Raw genomic sequence first — 15,345 nt, 5'->3', positions numbered from 1 at the left:
CGCTACCGGAGCGGTGTCGTTTATCGTGCGCGAATAAAGCTGCCATCGGACTGACGGGTAAACAGCACCTGCTGGTTGTTTCCGGTATCGATCGTTAGCCCGGTCACCACACCGTTAGCATTCTGCCGGATCTGGATCATCTGCCCGCTTTGCAGGTTGCTCAGTGGCTTGCCGTTGCCTTCCACTTTCGCCATCGCGTAGACATCGGTCGGCGGCAGATTATGGTCGCGGAACACCTGGGCGAGGGTTTTCCCTGACTCCACGCGATACGAGCGCCATTGCTGCTCGATGCCCGGTGTCGCTTGCGACGAAGGCGGTGGTGTTTGTGCCTGCGCTTGTGGATCGTCTTCCTGCACCGGTTCCGGCGCGACAGGTGCCACCTGCTGCGGATCGTTGGCTGACGGGGTCACCAGTTGCGGTTGCGTGTTTTGCGGTTGGGATGAGGACGGGATAGTTAACTGCGCGTCGCGCGTTACAGGCGGCGAGGATGGGTTGTCATCCCCTGATGGAAGCAGTACGCCAATGACCACCAACAGAGCACCGATGATAATACCGCGGCGGTGCAGCGGCGGCAGCGGATCCATCAGACGAATGTCATCCGGTGCGTGCCAGATTTTCAGCAACGTCTGTTGTAACGGGTTTCGCCCGGGCATGGCTTTCCTCCTGCTCCGCGTTCCAGGTTCCTGTGCCCTCAGTATATACATAATTTTCTCGGGGCCACATTTACTATCTTCACGTTACACAAAGTTTTACCCGAAACGGCATGGCTGCTATGCTGCCCGCTACTTTATACCCGATGAAAGGAAAGACGATGGCAACCCCGACTTTTGACACGATTGAAGCGCAGGCAAGTTACGGTATTGGCTTACAGGTAGGACAACAGCTTAGCGAATCCGGTTTGCAGGGGCTTCTGCCGGAAGCACTGGTAGCGGGTATCGCCGACGCGCTGGAAGGCAAACAGCCGCAGGTTCCGGTTGATGTGGTGCATCGTGCGCTGCGTGAAATCCACGAACGTGCCGATGCCGTTCGCCGTGAGCGTTTTGAAGCGATGGCCGCCGATGGTGTGAAATACCTCGAAGAAAACCGTGAGAAAGAGGGTGTGAACAGCACCGAATCCGGTCTGCAATTCCGCGTGATTAACCAGGGCGAGGGCGCTATTCCGGCGCGTACCGACCGCGTTCGCGTTCACTATACCGGTAAGCTTATCGACGGTACCGTCTTTGACAGCTCCGTTGCCCGCGGCGAACCGGCCGAATTTCCGGTAAACGGCGTTATCGCTGGCTGGATTGAAGCGCTGACTCTGATGCCGGTAGGTTCGAAGTGGGAACTGACTATCCCGCATAACCTCGCGTATGGCGAGCGTGGCGCAGGTGCGTCCATTCCGCCGTTCAGCACGCTGGTGTTTGACGTCGAGCTGCTGGAAATTCTGTAAGGCAGGACGAATCCTCTCCTCATTCGGGGAGAGGATGATCAAAAACAGAGCAAAATCCTCAAGTTATCCATTTATTGAAATTTAATGCTATCAATATCGCTTTTGTGCGTTTTATTGTGAAGTAATTCGCGTTTTAAGAGTGATATAACACTCACTTTAAACATAAAATTAACATTTAATTCATTTCCAGGTATTCAACCCGCCGATTCTTACCTAATATCGATAAATCCCTGCACAGGGGCCAGAACATAAAAGGCCGCAGAGCCAGCACAACACAACAGGAACACAGGAAGAAAATCACATGGTAGATCAGGTTAAAGTCGCTGCTGAAGAGCAGGATCCGGCTGAACAATCGCTACGGCGAAATCTTACTAACCGTCATATCCAGCTTATCGCCATCGGCGGCGCCATCGGTACCGGACTGTTTATGGGTTCCGGGAAAACCATCAGTCTTGCCGGGCCATCGATCATTTTTGTCTATATGATCATCGGCTTCATGCTGTTTTTCGTCATGCGAGCGATGGGCGAACTGCTGCTGTCGAATCTCGAGTACAAATCCTTTAGCGATTTCGCGGCCGATCTGCTTGGCCCCTGGGCGGGTTATTTCACCGGCTGGACCTACTGGTTCTGCTGGGTTGTCACCGGTATGGCCGACGTTGTCGCCATCACGGCGTACGCGCAATTCTGGTTCCCCGGGCTCTCCGACTGGGTGGCATCGCTGGCGGTAGTGGTTCTGCTGCTGAGCCTGAACCTCGCCACGGTAAAAATGTTCGGCGAGATGGAGTTCTGGTTTGCGATGATCAAAATCGTCGCCATCGTGGCGCTGATTATCGTGGGTCTGGTGATGGTGCTGACGCACTTCCAGTCACCAACCGGGGTTGAAGCCTCATTTGCTCATCTGTGGAATGACGGCGGCTGGTTCCCGAAAGGGCTTAGCGGTTTCTTTGCGGGCTTCCAGATAGCGGTGTTTGCTTTCGTCGGTATCGAACTGGTGGGTACCACGGCGGCAGAAACTAAAGATCCGGAGAAATCCCTGCCGCGCGCCATCAACTCCATTCCCATTCGTATCATCATGTTCTACGTGTTTGCGCTGATCGTTATTATGTCAGTCACTCCGTGGAGCTCAGTGGTACCGGACAAGAGCCCGTTCGTTGAGCTGTTCGTGCTGGTCGGTCTCCCGGCTGCGGCCAGTATCATCAACTTCGTGGTGCTGACGTCTGCGGCCTCTTCGGCCAACAGTGGCGTGTTCTCTACCAGCCGTATGCTGTTCGGTCTGGCGCAGGACGGCGTGGCGCCGAGAGCCTTTGCCAAACTGTCTAAGCGCGCGGTACCGGCGAAAGGGTTGACCTTCTCCTGTATCTGCCTGCTGGGCGGCGTGGTGATGCTGTACGTTAACCCGAGTGTAATTACTGCCTTCACCATGATCACCACCGTGTCGGCGATCCTGTTCATGTTCGTCTGGACGATTATCCTTTGCTCGTACCTGGTGTACCGCAAACAGCGTCCGCAACTGCATGAGAAATCAATCTACAAGATGCCGCTGGGTAAAGTGATGTGCTGGGTGTGCATGGCGTTCTTCGTCTTCGTCATCGTGCTGTTGACGCTGGAAGATGACACCCGCCAGGCGCTGATCGTGACACCGCTGTGGTTTATCGCGCTGGGGCTGGGCTGGCTGTTTATCGGTAAGAAACGGATGGCAGGTCTGCGTTAATTGTTTGCCCGGTAGCACAGTGCTACCGGGCAATGGTATTACTCTCCGTTTAATGCACGCGGGAACAGCACGTTATTTTCCAGACTGATGTGCTCCATCAGATCATCAATCATCTCGTTAATGCCGTTGTACATTGCTTTCCATGTGGTGCACGCTTCCGGCGGCGGGGTGACGTTATTGGTGGCGTGCTTAATCACTTCCAGCAGTTCACCCGCGTCATCATGCTCGCTTTCCATCACGCTGATGGGCCCCATCGCCTGACTTCCCATACCTTGTTTAATCATCGGGAACAGGATCTGCTCCTCTTTCATCATGTGGCTGGAAAGCTCCTGATGCAGCATGGTCAGGTATTTCGCCAGACCGCGCGGCACAGTGGGTTTGTCGGCGTGAACGCGTTCCACTTTAGTGGCCTGCAGAATCAGCTCAGGAAGCTGTTCGCGATGGCGATCGTGGTAACGCGCGATGATGTGATTGATGATTTCGCCAAGCGGCGCGGCGCGCCAGTCTTTTTCCACCGGCTGTTCAGCCAGAGTTGCCAGCTCTGCTTCGATGGCATCGAGATCCAGCGCCTTACGGGTCGCGGCACGCTCGAGCGTCTGCTTGCCACCACAGCAGTAATCCATATCGTATTTACGGAACAACGCAGAGGCGCGTGGAATAGAGAGCGCCAGCTCACCTAAAGGTTGGTCACGGAAGGCCATAGCAGTTACCTCATCATTAATAATATAAAGTGCATATTAAATGCATCTTTAAGATAACGCTATACCCCTTTTGAGGGGCAGGATTTTGCGACTCCTGTCACAAAAATTTTTTTGCGCGTTAAGATCCTGACCCGTATTGAAAAATTGCCATCTGGCAATTCTTCTGAACGAAAGGGCGTTAAATAACCGTAAACGGCTGCCGATAGATAGTGCTCATTACCTGCACATAAAAAAAAGGCTACTCATGTTTAAACGTATAAAAGTCATCACCCTGCTGATTTCGGTGCTGCTTGTGCTCGGCGCAATGCAACTCTTTTCTGCGGGGATTTTTATTAAGGCGCTCAATAACGATAAACACAATTTCAGCGTCGCCCAGCTCTCCAGCCAGAACGTCGCTGCATTTACCGATGCCTGGATCAGCCTCAACCAGGCGCGCGTCACCCTCAACCGTGGGATGCTGCGCCTGCAAAGCAGCATGGGAACCCAAATTAACGGCGGCCAGTTGAGCGAACTGGTGAAAACAACCAACACTCTGCTGGCGGAAGCCAAAGGCCATTACGACCGCTACCACGAGCTACCAAATACCCCAGGGATCGACAAAAACCTGACGGAAAATCTGGAAACGCAATACGGCATCTATTCCGCCACGCTCGCCCGCATGAACGTCCTGCTGGATCAGGGCAAGCTGGAGGACATGTTTAAAGAGAACGCCGAACAGAAACAACAGGCGATGCAGAAGACTTACCGTGAATGGCGCGCCATGCAGACACAACTGAGCGAAGCCGGTATCAAGGACAATAACGACGACTATTCGCATATTCTGTGGATCCTCGCGACTATTATGGTGGTCGTTGTCGTGGTGATTGTGGCGAGCTGGGTGGCGATGCAGCGCGTGCTGCTGAAACCACTGCATCAGGTCATGGATCATATCCGCGCAATTGCCGCAGGCGACCTGACGCACCCCATCGATGCCGAAGGCCGTAACGAAATGGCGCTGCTGGCGGGTAACGTGCGTGACATGCAGCAGGCACTGGCCAAAACCGTCACTACGGTGCGTGAAGGTGCCGATACCATTTACACCGGCGCAGGTGAAATCTCCGCGGGCAGCAACGATCTCTCTTCCCGTACCGAGCAGCAGGCTGCGTCGCTGGAAGAGACCGCCGCCAGCATGGAACAACTGACGGCCACCGTGAAGCAAAACGCCGACAATGCCCGCCAGGCGTCTGGCCTCGCGCTGACCGCCTCAAAAACCGCGCAGAAAGGCGGTGAGGTGGTGGATGGCGTGGTGCGCACGATGGACGAAATTGCTCGCAGTTCCGGGCAGATTTCGCAAATTACCAGCGTGATCGACGGCATCGCCTTTCAGACCAACATTCTGGCACTGAACGCGGCGGTCGAAGCCGCGCGCGCCGGTGAACAGGGCAGAGGCTTTGCGGTGGTGGCAGGTGAAGTCCGCACGCTGGCGCAACGCAGCGCGCAAGCGGCCAAAGAAATTAAAGGGCTGATTGAAAGTTCGGTTGAGCGCGTCAGCACCGGCTCCGGGCTGGTTCACGAAGCGGGTGAAACCATGGCGGAAATCGTGACCTCGGTAACGCGCGTGAATGACATCATGGCGGAAATCGCTTCTGCGTCTGACGAGCAGAGCCGTGGCATTGATCAGGTCGGTCAGGCCATCGCCGAAATGGATCGCGTGACGCAGCAGAACGCCTCGCTGGTGGAAGAGTCCGCTGCCGCGGCCGCTGCGCTGGAAGAACAATCTGCGCGTCTGAACGAGACCGTTGCGGTGTTCAAAATCCCCCGCAGTAACGCGTTAAAAACCGCGCCAGTCCGCCCTGCGCCGTCGGTAAAAAAACCGGCTCCGGCGCTGGCGACGGCAGAAGGCAACTGGGAAACCTTCTGACGATTACCCTTGCTCAGTCACTGGCGTTACTGCCGGGCGTGTCGGTTTCGCTCTGACAGCCACCACCACGCCGATGACCAGCAGCAAAATGCCGCTCAGCGTGAGCAATGGCGGGATACTCTGACGTAGCATAAAGGTATAGAACAGTCCTGCCAGCGTTTCGAAAACAATCAGCGGCCCGACGATCACTGTCGGTAACCGCTGACTGGCGATATTCCAGCACAGTGCGCCCACCCATGAACAGAGAATTGCAATCGACAGCATCAGGGTGATAAACACCATCGGACGCGGACCAAACGGCAGCGGGAACGCCACGTCCTGCACACTCAGCCAGCCGCAGGCCGCGAGATAGCCCGCCAGCGACACCGGCAACGTCACCAGCGCCTGCGCTGTCGCCCACATCATCGGATGCTTATCCGGATTTTCCCGTAGCCAGCGCGCGTTACGCAGCGCATACCACGCCCAGCAGACCACCGAAATCAGCGCCAGTCCGATCCCGGAACCGTAGCGCCACCCACTAAAATCAGGCAACCCGTAGCGCAATTCGGCGATATTCACACACAGCAAGCCGAAGGCGATACAGACCAGCGCCGGGATCATGCGTGACCACGGCAGTTTACCGTCGCGTCGGCTGTAGAGCAGGTTGGCAAACACCGGGATCACCACCGGCAGGGTGCCGATAATCATCGTCGACACCGGTGCCCCGGCACGCTGAATGGCGCTCGCGAGACACAGGTAATAAATCAGATTGCCCATCATGGTAAGGCCGAGCGCGGTCAGCCAGTCCTGGCGCGTCAGTTGTTTTAGCCGTCTGCGCCCCAGCCACGCCAGAGGCAGGGCGATGAATCCCAGCGCCAGATAGCGCCCCATCGACTGCAACACCGCCGGGTATTCCGGCACGATCAGCGGGCCGACGAAAATTAATCCCCACATTAACCCTGCCAGCAGAGCGTACAGTACACCGCTTATCATCTTTTAGCCCTTAGCGTTTGTTGAACTCAAAGTGTAGGCAGGGAAGGGGGCGGCGTATTGTATGAGATTGCGCATCAGCGCCGGGCAACCTGTTTCTGGTAGCGGACAGGCGTGATGCCGTAGCGGCGGGTGAACGCGCGGGTCAAATGCGATTGATCGACCAGCCCTGTTGCGGCGGCGACTTCGGCGGCAGGCATACCGTGGGTGAGAAAGTTTTTCGCGCGCCAGAGGCGGATCGCCATCAGCATCTGGTGGGGCGTAACGTGGAAGTGAGCCTTAAACTGGCGCTGAAAATGATATGGGCTGAGTGATACCACCTGCGCGAGTTCATCCAGTGTAACGGCGTGCATATAGTTGTCGTGCAGATAGTCACGCACGCGGTCGAAACGGTGACCGCTTTCCTGCGCGTGCGGCGCATGGCGGGCGAAGGGGCGAAAGGTATCGACCAGATCGAGCAGCAGCCCTTTTTGCGCCAGCGGATCGTCGGTATGCCACATCGCATAAATCAGCGAGCCAATTTGCCGGGCGCGCGGTGGGTCCATGCGCAGGACATCGCTGAACCACCAGTGGCGGATGCCTGTCACCTCTTCGAGCAGATCCGGCTCCAGGTAAACCATCCGGTAGCGCCAGCCCTCCGCCGTTTCCGCCTCGCCGGTGTGCAGCTCGTCGGGATTCATGGTGACCACGGAATTAACCGGCGCCACGTACTGGGTACCGCGATAGCGAAAACGCTCCGCGCCAAGCTCAATAGCGCCGATACCAAAGGCTTCATGAGTATGAGGTTCAAACGCGTAGCGGGAGATATGGGCATGATAAAGCTCAACGCCAGGCACCTGCGCCAGATGGCGAAAGCGGGCGCTGTCGGTTTCATCGGTAAATTGTTCGGGTACGCCTTGCACGGTGTCCTCCACGCGGGTCATTTTTCCATTATCAGAGATGACCCGGTGGAGCGCCACAAAAAATAACCAGTTGTTAACAATTACAGACTGCGTTCGATGCTTTTCTCAAGCGCCGTGGTCGGGCGGCCAATCAGGCGGCTCAGGGTGTGGCTGTCATCAAACAGACCGCCCTTTGCAGCGCCGGTGTCGGAATCGGCCAGCATGTCGGCGAGGGGCGCAGGCAGGCCAACGCCTTTCAGCGCGGCGGCAAAATCGGCTTCGCTGAGGTTCTGATAGGTCACCGGTTTACCGCTGTGTTTGCTGAGTGCCGCAGCCAATTCGCTCAGCGTCCAGGCGCTGTCGCCGGCCAGTTCATAGATTTTACCGGCATGGCCGTCCTCGCTGATGACGCGGGCAGCGGCGGCGGCATAGTCAGCGCGGGTGGCTGAGGCGATTTTGCCGTCTCCGGCCGCGCCGATAAACACACCATGCTCTATTGCTGGCGGCGCGCTGGCCAGATAGTTCTCGGTATACCAGCCGTTGCGCAGCAAGGCATACGGAATGCCAGACGCCGCCAGCTGTTTTTCCGTATCGACATGTTCAATGTGCAGACCGAGCGGCGAGGTATCCGCATGCAGCAGGCTGGTGTAGGCGATAAATTTCACCCCTGCCGTGCGGGCGGCGTTAATCACGTTGCGGTGTTGCGTAGCGCGTTTGCCCACTTCACTGGATGAGATCAACAGCAGTTTATCAACGCCCTGCAACGCCGCTGTCAGCGCCGCCGGATCGTTATAATCGCCTTCGCGGACGACAATTCCCTGCTGGCGAAGGGCGTCGGCTTTCGCCGGGTTACGGACAATCGCCACAATCTGGCTGGCGGCAACGCGGGTTAACAGTTCAGCGATCACAAGCTGGCCCAGTTGGCCGGTCGCTCCGGTAATAGCAATCATGGTTTTCTCCTTCGTGTTCGTCATGTGTTGTGCTACGCTAACACCTTAACTAACTTTTAGTAAGTACGTACAAAAAGGTAAGTATGAAAATGACCATGCCGACCCTGAGCGAGCAGATGCGCGACGGCAACCTGTTTGCCGAACAGTGTCCGTCGCGGGATGTGCTGAAGCATGTCACCAGCCGCTGGGGCGTGTTGATTCTGGTCGCCCTGCGCGACGGCACGCATCGCTTCAGCGATCTGCGGCGCAAAATGGGTGGGGTGAGCGAAAAGATGCTGGCGCAGTCATTGCAGGCGCTGGAGCAGGATGGTTTTGTTGACCGCGTCTCTTACCCTGTCGTGCCGCCCCATGTTGAATATAGCCTGACGCCGCTCGGTGAGCAGATCAGCGAGAAAGTCGCGGCGCTGGCAGACTGGATCGAAGTGAATTTGCCACAGGTACTGGCAAACCGGAACGACCGTGCGGCCTGATTGCCCGGCCTACAAACGGTAGGCCGGGTAAGCGTCAGCACCACCCGGCACAACACGCCTTATTTGCTCAAATCCAGCTGATAAACGGCAAAACCGATCTCATCGGTGGCGACCTGTTTCATTGGATATTGCGCGTTTGCCTTGATAAACGCGGCGGCTTTTGCCGACGGCGAAGTTTCAAAGCGGATATCCAGCGGCGTGCTGCTGTGGACAGGTGCCAGACGCCAGTTGTTGTCGGCTGCAGGGTGGATTTCACCGTTTTTCTTCGACTGCTCGCCAATCCATGCCGCCAGCACGGAACGGTTTTCGTCCGGCGAGGCAAAGGCGATATGGCTGTCGCCGGTACCCGCGAATTTACCGCCATAGGCACGATAGTTGTTTGTCGCGACGAGGAAAGTGGCGTTCGGATCAATCGGTTTTCCGTTATACGTCAGGTTTTTGATACGTTCAGCGTTAGCGTTGATGGTCTGGCATTCGCCGTCATAACGGGCTGGCTGCGTGACATCAATCTGATAGTTCACCCCGTCGATAACGTCGAAGTTATAGGTACGGAAATCATCCCAGTTAATCAGTGATTGCGGCTTGCTGCTGGTCGGGTCTATCTGATTAAACTGCCCGGCAGAGCACTCCAGCCACGCTTTCACCTCTTTACCGCTGGCTTTCACCACAATCAGCGTGTTCGGATAGAGATAAAGATCCGCCGCGTTACGGAAGGTCAACTGGCCTTTCTCGACTTCGACGAAGCTCGCGGGATCGTTCTTACGCCCGCCGACTTTGAACGGCGCCGCCGCCGACAGCACCGGCAGTTTTGCCAGATCCGGATCGCCCTGAATGAAATGCTCGACGTAGGCCTTCTGCGCCATGTTCACCACCTGCACGGTCGGATCGTCCTGCACCAGCGCCAGATAGCTGTACATGTTGTCGGCCGCTTTGCCGATCGGTTTGCTGACGAACTCGCGGGTGCCGTCGTGGGAAGGCTTGAGGATTTTCACTAAGTCAGCGTCTTCTGCCGCCAGTGACTTCTTGCCCACCGCGTCGTAAATCGGCCGCGCTTCGGCTTTCGCCTGCGTCACCTGCCATTTGCCGCTGTCGTTGTTCAGCGCCAGATCGACAACCCCGAGGTGATCGCCCCACATACCCGGCATCACCGCCGGAATGCCGTTCAAAAGCCCCTTATCGACGTCCACGCCCTTGATGCTGGCGAAGTCTTTTCCCGGGAATACCGCATGCGCATGACCAAACAGAATGGCGTCAACGCCGGGAACGCGGCTCAGGTAGTACAACGAGTTTTCTGCCATCGTCTGGTAAGGATCGGCAGAGAGGCCTGAGTGGGCGACCACCACCACCAGATCGGCGCCTTTCGCCCGCATCTCGGGTACGTATTTGCGCGCCGTTTCGGTGATGTCGTTTACCGTCACTTTACCGTCGAGATTGGCTTTATCCCAGGTCATGATCTGTGGCGGCACAAAACCGATGTAGCCGATACGCAGGGTCTGCGTTTTGCCGTCACTGTCCTGCACCGGCGTCTCTTTGATCAGGTACGGCGTGAACAGCGGCTGACCGGTTTTTACGTCGATAATATTGGCGTTCACATAGGGGAATTTCGCGCCGGCCAGCGCCTTGTGAAGGTAGTCGAGACCGTAATTGAATTCATGGTTACCGAGGTTGCCGATGGCGTAATCCAGCGTGTTCATCGCCTGATAAACCGGATGGACATCGCCCTTTTTCAGTCCTTTTGCGGCCATGTAATCGCCGAGCGGGCTGCCCTGAATTAAGTCGCCGTTATCCACCAGCACGCTGTTTTTCACTTCGCCACGGGCGGCGTTAATCAGGCTGGCAGTACGTACCAGTCCGAATTTTTCCGTCGCACTGTCTTTGTAATAATCGAAGTCCATCATATTGCTATGCAAATCCGTGGTTTCCATGATGCGGAGATCCACGGTGGCGGCCTGTACGCTGGCGGCAATCAGCGTCGCCAGGAGCGTTGCGCTAAACTTAATCATCAGAGGCATCCTTTTGTTGATCTGATCGGCAGAAATAAATGTAATTACAGCGTGTTGCTTACAGAACTGTGAATCTTGCCATAAAAGAAAGTCAGGAAACTGGCAACGTCTCACAGATAGCGGATTTCGCCGCGATACGATATAACTAAAACAATGAGTTAACGCAAACGCGACCACGAGAGGTGGGTATGTTAGATAAAATTTGCCAGCTTGCACGGGAGGCAGGCGACGCCATTATGCAGGTGTACGACGGAAAACAACCGATGGAACTCGCCAGCAAGCAGGACGACTCCCCGGTGACGGCGGCGGATATCGCGGCTCACGCGGTGATCCTGAAAGGGCTGCAGGCGCTGACGCCGGAAATCCCGGTGCTGTCGGAAGAAGATCCTCCGGCCTGGGACGTGCGTCAGCACTGGCAGCGCTACTGGCTGGTCGATCCGCTTGATGGCACCAAAGAATTTATCAAACGCAATGGCGAATTTACCGTCAATATCGCGTTGATTGATAAAGGGAAAGCGGTGTTAGGCGTGGTATATGCCCCGGTGATGAAGATGATGTACAGCGCCGCCGACGGCAAGGCATGGAAAGAAGAGTGCGGCGTGCGCAAGCAGATTCAGGTGCGTGACGCCAGGCCGCCGCTGGTGGTGATCAGCCGCTCGCACGCCGATGGCGAACTGAAGGAATATTTGCAACAACTGGGCGATCACCAGACCACGTCGATTGGTTCATCGCTGAAGTTTTGCCTGGTGGCGGAAGGGCAGGCGCAACTGTACCCGCGCTTCGGGCCGACCAATGTCTGGGATACTGCCGCCGGGCACGCAGTCGCCGCTGCCGCCGGGGCGCACGTTCACGACTGGCAAGGGAAACCGCTGGATTACACCCCGCGTGAATCGTTCCTCAACCCCGGCTTCAGAGTCTCTATTTATTAATCTTTCAGCAGCTTGTGCAGCAGGGCAATCACCTGCTGCACCTCATCCTGCGTCAGCGCACCGTCTTTTGCCCACGCCACGCGACCGTCTTTATCCAGCACCGCGATAGCCGAGCTCTCTTCATCCAGTTGCCAGGCCTTACGCGCGGCGCCATTGCTGTCGACGATAAACTGCGACCACGGATAGAGCTTTTTATTGCTCTCGAGGCTGCTGCGCACAAACATGCCGGAGCCGGGGATCGCATCATCGGTGTTTACGATAGTGGTGGTTTGATAGCGATCGTGAGGGAATTTCGCCGCTTTGATCGCTTCAATCAGCGCAGCATTTTTCTCTTTTGCCGAGGTGCGACCGGCGATGTGCTGCACCACGCGCACTTTTCCAGGCAACTGCGCGCTATTCCAGGTTTTATAGCTAAACTGATCCTTATCAAGTATGAGCTCACCGCGGTCAGCAATCCCCACTGGCGGGACGCGCTGCCCCTCCTGAAAATCATGTGCGGAGGCCATCAGCGGCAGTAAAAGGCACGAAAGCGCCATCAGCTTACGTAGGGTCATGGGGTTTCCTTATTTTATGCAGGTGATCCGACCACTTGGTCCGAACAGTAATCATAAATGCGATTTTGCCGCTTTACCCGCAAACCCGATGCCAGTTTGTGGGTGAACGCACATATATGAGAAAAAACGAAGACTTATACTGCCTTCTGCGTATGGCTGAAACGAAAATTCTGAATTACTGTAATCAAAAGGTAAATAAACTTATACATACTGGGTAACTTCCCGGTTATGAACTATAGTTCAAGAGCTTTAAATTTTGCGCACCGACACGTTGGACCGATTGTGGTACCACAGGAGCGCAATACTGCAGGAGAGAAAAGAATGAAAATTTTCCAACGCTACAACCCGCTTCAGGTGGCGAAGTACGTGAAGATCCTGTTCCGTGGACGGTTGTACATCAAGGACGTTGGGGCTTTCGAATTTGATAAGGGCAAAATCCTTATCCCGAAGGTGAAGGACAAACAGCATCTCTCTGTGATGTCTGAAGTCAACCGTCAGGTTATGCGTCTGCAAACGGAGATGGCGTAACCAGCAGCTGTGCTATGCAGTAGTTTATAAAATAAAAACGGCTCCCATAGGGAGCCGTTAATGTTTAAGCGGTGGCCTTACGCGGCGCCTTTCTTCTGCTCTTCCAGTCCCTGACCGACCAGGTCGTCCATCAGCGTGGTCATCACGTCGTTCAGGGTGATGATCCCCACCACCTGCTGTTGCGACAGTCCCATTAGTTACGGCCCCTAAACTCTTTCCTGTTCCATAGCCGAATACTGAACCAAGTATTGTTGAAACAATACCCTGTGCTGTTTGAGTGTTCCTTTAATCATATCGCTGATTGAATATCCAGCAATATTTCTACCTGTTGTGGCTATCAAGCCTCGACCTTCAGTTAGAATCCCTACCTCAGTTGCGATATATGTATCGCTAAAGCTACAATCACCATCATTCCATATTTGATTTAAGGCATTAACCTCACAAGTTAAAAGTGATTTATTGCAATGATACGGCACTAACTTTTATTGTAAGTCCTCACACTCTTTATCTGTACCATCCATATTAAGCGAAGGAGCGTAATTTTTAATATATTGGTTAGAAAGTTCTTTAGCTTTTTCAATTTCCTGTCCCTTTAATTTTTTCATAATTATGTTTCGTAAATCTCCTGCTTCTTTAAAACCATTATGAAAAGCCACTGAAAACCAAGCGTAGGATTGCAGATAATCTTTTGGTAATTCATCTGTGCCATCGAAATACAATATACCTAAATTATTTTGGGCTACCGAGTAACCCTGGCAGGCAGAAGTACTTATTAGCTTCAACGCCTTGGTTTTATCGACTGGAAGATTGCCTAAACCTTTTGCATAGAATAGAGCAAGCGAATTTCTTGCACTCATTGAACCAAGATCTGCTGCTTGACTATACCACTTTACAGCCTGAACATCATCTCTATGGAGTCCCAGTCCATAATTATAAATATAACCCAAATTATACATGGCAACAGGATTATTGGATTCGGCAGCTTTCAGAAAAAGTTCCCTCGCTTGATAATAATCGACTTCTCCTCCTTTGCCATTTATAAAAAGAGTTGCCAAATTTATTTGAGCATTAACAAAGCCTTGGTTTGCCGCTTTGCGGTAATACTCTCTTGCTAATATAAAGTCATTGTTTCCAGTCCAGCCATTTTCATATAAAAGGCCTAAGTTGAATTGCGCCGGTGCGTAATCTTGCTGCGCTGCTTTTTCATACCAATATTTCGCTTTTATGTAATTGCGTGCTGTACCATTACCATTTCCATAAGCAAATCCTAATGCTGTTTGTGCTTTCACATCACCCTGCGTTGCTAATTTTTTTAGAACTATTAATTCGCTATTTTCGTTCAATCTTTTCATATCGCTATCTGAATGGCAAAAAGAAGTGATAATAACTGCAGATATAATGATTATTATAGATGCTATTATTGATAGGTTTTTTTTCATGTCATCTCTCTCTTTTGTTATTAAGAACTATTTCGATTTTAATTTATATTGTTAATGGCAGTGTTTACTGCTTTTGTTTATAAGAAAAAAGAGAGTCTATAAGATAGCCGGATGCTTTTCCCTGAAAGCTTGAGTTTCCTTCATTTATAAAGCTTTTTACACAAGTTAATGCCAAATTAGTTGGGTCCCTTTCTCTATCTTTTATCATGGATTCAGCCACATCTTTAATACATGCAGAACCCTTTTCTGCTACAGTCGCTACACCAAAACTCGTACCGGTTAAACCAGCAATAGCTGAACCTGCTGATATCCCGAAAACATATTCAGATAGTGGGTTGTATGCGTTATGCATATTTTCCATGTTATGTATTGTACTCATAGCTTCTTCCTGTGGTAAATAAACCACTGCTGAACCAGCCTGTTGACATATTTCCCTAAGACCACCATTCCCAATGGAATCCCAACCTGATAATCCCAACGGATCGATACCTGTCACTGGATTTAGCAGATATAAGTACAGATTCCATCCCCCCTTCAACCCGATAGGATCCTGAGTAATATACCGACCCTGCGTTGGGTCATAATACCGGTGACGGTTATAGTGCAGCCCCGTCTCTTTATCGTACTGTTGCCCTAGCAAACGGATAAGTTGCTCCAGATCATCCGGGTTATCTTCCCGCAACATGTTGCCCCATTCATCGTATTCTGCACTCCACGCGATTCCGCCGTCGGTCTGTATCAACGCCAGCGGCAGGCCGCGGTGGTCGCAGTGATACAGGTGGAGTTTTCTCTGCGGCATGTAGTCCGGCTCCATCTGGTTTTGTATCTGTTCCGGCGTCTGCCGCACTGCGCAAGTCACGTCCGGTTTGCTTCACTGT

At 53.7% G+C, this 15,345-nt stretch carries 14 protein-coding genes and 2 pseudogenes; 6 read left to right on the top strand and 10 right to left on the bottom strand.

What is annotated here, in order from left to right; translation table 11 throughout:
• Nucleotides 1-20 precede the first annotated feature (20 nt).
• Nucleotides 21-653 carry a LysM-like peptidoglycan-binding domain-containing protein gene (locus QMG90_RS19440; RefSeq protein ID WP_283281340.1) on the bottom strand — a complete coding sequence of 211 codons (633 nt, stop codon included), beginning with the start codon at nucleotides 651-653 and terminating at the stop codon, nucleotides 21-23.
• Nucleotides 654-811: 158 nt separating this feature from the next.
• On the opposite strand from QMG90_RS19440, the gene bamJ reads away from it, so the two are divergent.
• Complete coding sequence (gene bamJ / locus QMG90_RS19435) at nucleotides 812-1,432, top strand: BamJ family beta-barrel-assembly machinery protein (RefSeq protein WP_038156233.1); 621 nt, start codon at nucleotides 812-814, stop codon at nucleotides 1,430-1,432.
• A gap of 301 nt (nucleotides 1,433-1,733) precedes the next feature.
• Nucleotides 1,734-3,143, top strand: coding sequence for a D-serine/D-alanine/glycine transporter (gene cycA, locus QMG90_RS19430; protein WP_283281338.1), 1,410 nt, complete (start codon nucleotides 1,734-1,736; stop codon nucleotides 3,141-3,143).
• A gap of 38 nt (nucleotides 3,144-3,181) precedes the next feature.
• Here the strand turns inward: cycA and ytfE are convergent, their stop codons facing one another.
• Entirely contained in the window at nucleotides 3,182-3,844 is a 663-nt protein-coding gene (gene ytfE / locus QMG90_RS19425; protein ID WP_283281336.1) for an iron-sulfur cluster repair protein YtfE, read from the bottom strand.
• Nucleotides 3,845-4,088: 244 nt separating this feature from the next.
• Between ytfE and QMG90_RS19420 the strand changes: the two genes are divergently transcribed.
• A complete protein-coding gene (locus QMG90_RS19420) occupies nucleotides 4,089-5,744 on the top strand; it encodes a methyl-accepting chemotaxis protein (protein WP_283281334.1) in 1,656 nt (551 codons plus the stop codon).
• Between the two features lie 3 nt (nucleotides 5,745-5,747).
• Here QMG90_RS19420 and QMG90_RS19415 read toward each other — a convergent pair whose 3' ends face one another.
• The 3 genes from QMG90_RS19415 to QMG90_RS19405 all read right to left on the bottom strand — a co-directional run bounded on the left by QMG90_RS19415 (nucleotide 5,748) and on the right by QMG90_RS19405 (nucleotide 8,544).
• On the bottom strand, nucleotides 5,748-6,716 hold the full coding sequence (locus QMG90_RS19415) for a DMT family transporter (RefSeq protein WP_283281333.1): 969 nt from the start codon (nucleotides 6,714-6,716) through the stop codon (nucleotides 5,748-5,750).
• Nucleotides 6,717-6,790: 74 nt separating this feature from the next.
• Complete coding sequence (locus QMG90_RS19410) at nucleotides 6,791-7,615, bottom strand: AraC family transcriptional regulator (RefSeq protein WP_283281332.1); 825 nt, start codon at nucleotides 7,613-7,615, stop codon at nucleotides 6,791-6,793.
• An 80-nt stretch (nucleotides 7,616-7,695) separates the two neighbouring features.
• On the bottom strand, nucleotides 7,696-8,544 hold the full coding sequence (locus QMG90_RS19405; RefSeq protein WP_283281330.1) for an SDR family oxidoreductase: 849 nt from the start codon (nucleotides 8,542-8,544) through the stop codon (nucleotides 7,696-7,698).
• Nucleotides 8,545-8,633: 89 nt separating this feature from the next.
• On the opposite strand from QMG90_RS19405, the gene QMG90_RS19400 reads away from it, so the two are divergent.
• Nucleotides 8,634-9,014: a winged helix-turn-helix transcriptional regulator gene (locus QMG90_RS19400; RefSeq protein WP_283284009.1), complete on the top strand. Its 381-nt coding sequence runs from the start codon at nucleotides 8,634-8,636 to the stop codon at nucleotides 9,012-9,014.
• Between the two features lie 59 nt (nucleotides 9,015-9,073).
• Here the strand turns inward: QMG90_RS19400 and QMG90_RS19395 are convergent, their stop codons facing one another.
• Nucleotides 9,074-11,017 (bottom strand): bifunctional 2',3'-cyclic-nucleotide 2'-phosphodiesterase/3'-nucleotidase, encoded by a 1,944-nt coding sequence (locus QMG90_RS19395; RefSeq protein WP_283281329.1) that lies wholly within the window; start codon nucleotides 11,015-11,017, stop codon nucleotides 9,074-9,076.
• A 188-nt stretch (nucleotides 11,018-11,205) separates the two neighbouring features.
• Here QMG90_RS19395 and cysQ point away from each other — a divergent pair, with 188 nt between their 5' ends.
• The gene (gene cysQ, locus QMG90_RS19390) at nucleotides 11,206-11,946 is read left to right on the top strand and encodes a 3'(2'),5'-bisphosphate nucleotidase CysQ (RefSeq protein WP_283281328.1); all 741 of its coding nucleotides are present in this window, start codon (nucleotides 11,206-11,208) and stop codon (nucleotides 11,944-11,946) included.
• Here cysQ and QMG90_RS19385 read toward each other — a convergent pair.
• On the bottom strand, nucleotides 11,943-12,500 hold the full coding sequence (locus QMG90_RS19385) for a YtfJ family protein (protein WP_283281326.1): 558 nt from the start codon (nucleotides 12,498-12,500) through the stop codon (nucleotides 11,943-11,945). The two genes, cysQ and QMG90_RS19385, sit on opposite strands and share 4 nt — an antisense overlap.
• Nucleotides 12,501-12,821: 321 nt before the next feature.
• Here QMG90_RS19385 and QMG90_RS19380 point away from each other — a divergent pair, with 321 nt between their 5' ends.
• Nucleotides 12,822-13,028, top strand: coding sequence for a DUF1107 domain-containing protein (locus tag QMG90_RS19380; protein ID WP_003856054.1), 207 nt, complete (start codon nucleotides 12,822-12,824; stop codon nucleotides 13,026-13,028).
• Between the two features lie 95 nt (nucleotides 13,029-13,123).
• Here the strand turns inward: QMG90_RS19380 and QMG90_RS19375 are convergent.
• The 3 genes and pseudogenes from QMG90_RS19375 to QMG90_RS19365 all read right to left on the bottom strand — a co-directional run.
• Nucleotides 13,124-13,201: pseudogene (locus QMG90_RS19375) on the bottom strand (hypothetical protein); the annotation flags it as partial.
• A gap of 309 nt (nucleotides 13,202-13,510) precedes the next feature.
• The gene (locus QMG90_RS19370) at nucleotides 13,511-14,467 is read right to left on the bottom strand and encodes a tetratricopeptide repeat protein (RefSeq protein WP_283281325.1); all 957 of its coding nucleotides are present in this window, start codon (nucleotides 14,465-14,467) and stop codon (nucleotides 13,511-13,513) included.
• Nucleotides 14,468-14,531: 64 nt separating this feature from the next.
• Nucleotides 14,532-15,305 (bottom strand): annotated as a pseudogene (locus tag QMG90_RS19365) (RHS repeat-associated core domain-containing protein); the annotation flags it as partial.
• Nucleotides 15,306-15,345: the final 40 nt, after the last annotated feature.

It is taken from the genome of Trabulsiella odontotermitis, from assembly GCF_030053895.1.
Lineage (GTDB): Bacteria > Pseudomonadota > Gammaproteobacteria > Enterobacterales > Enterobacteriaceae > Trabulsiella > Trabulsiella odontotermitis_C.
Note: the sequence above shows the minus strand (reverse complement) of the source record. Positions and strands in the feature narration are given on the sequence as shown.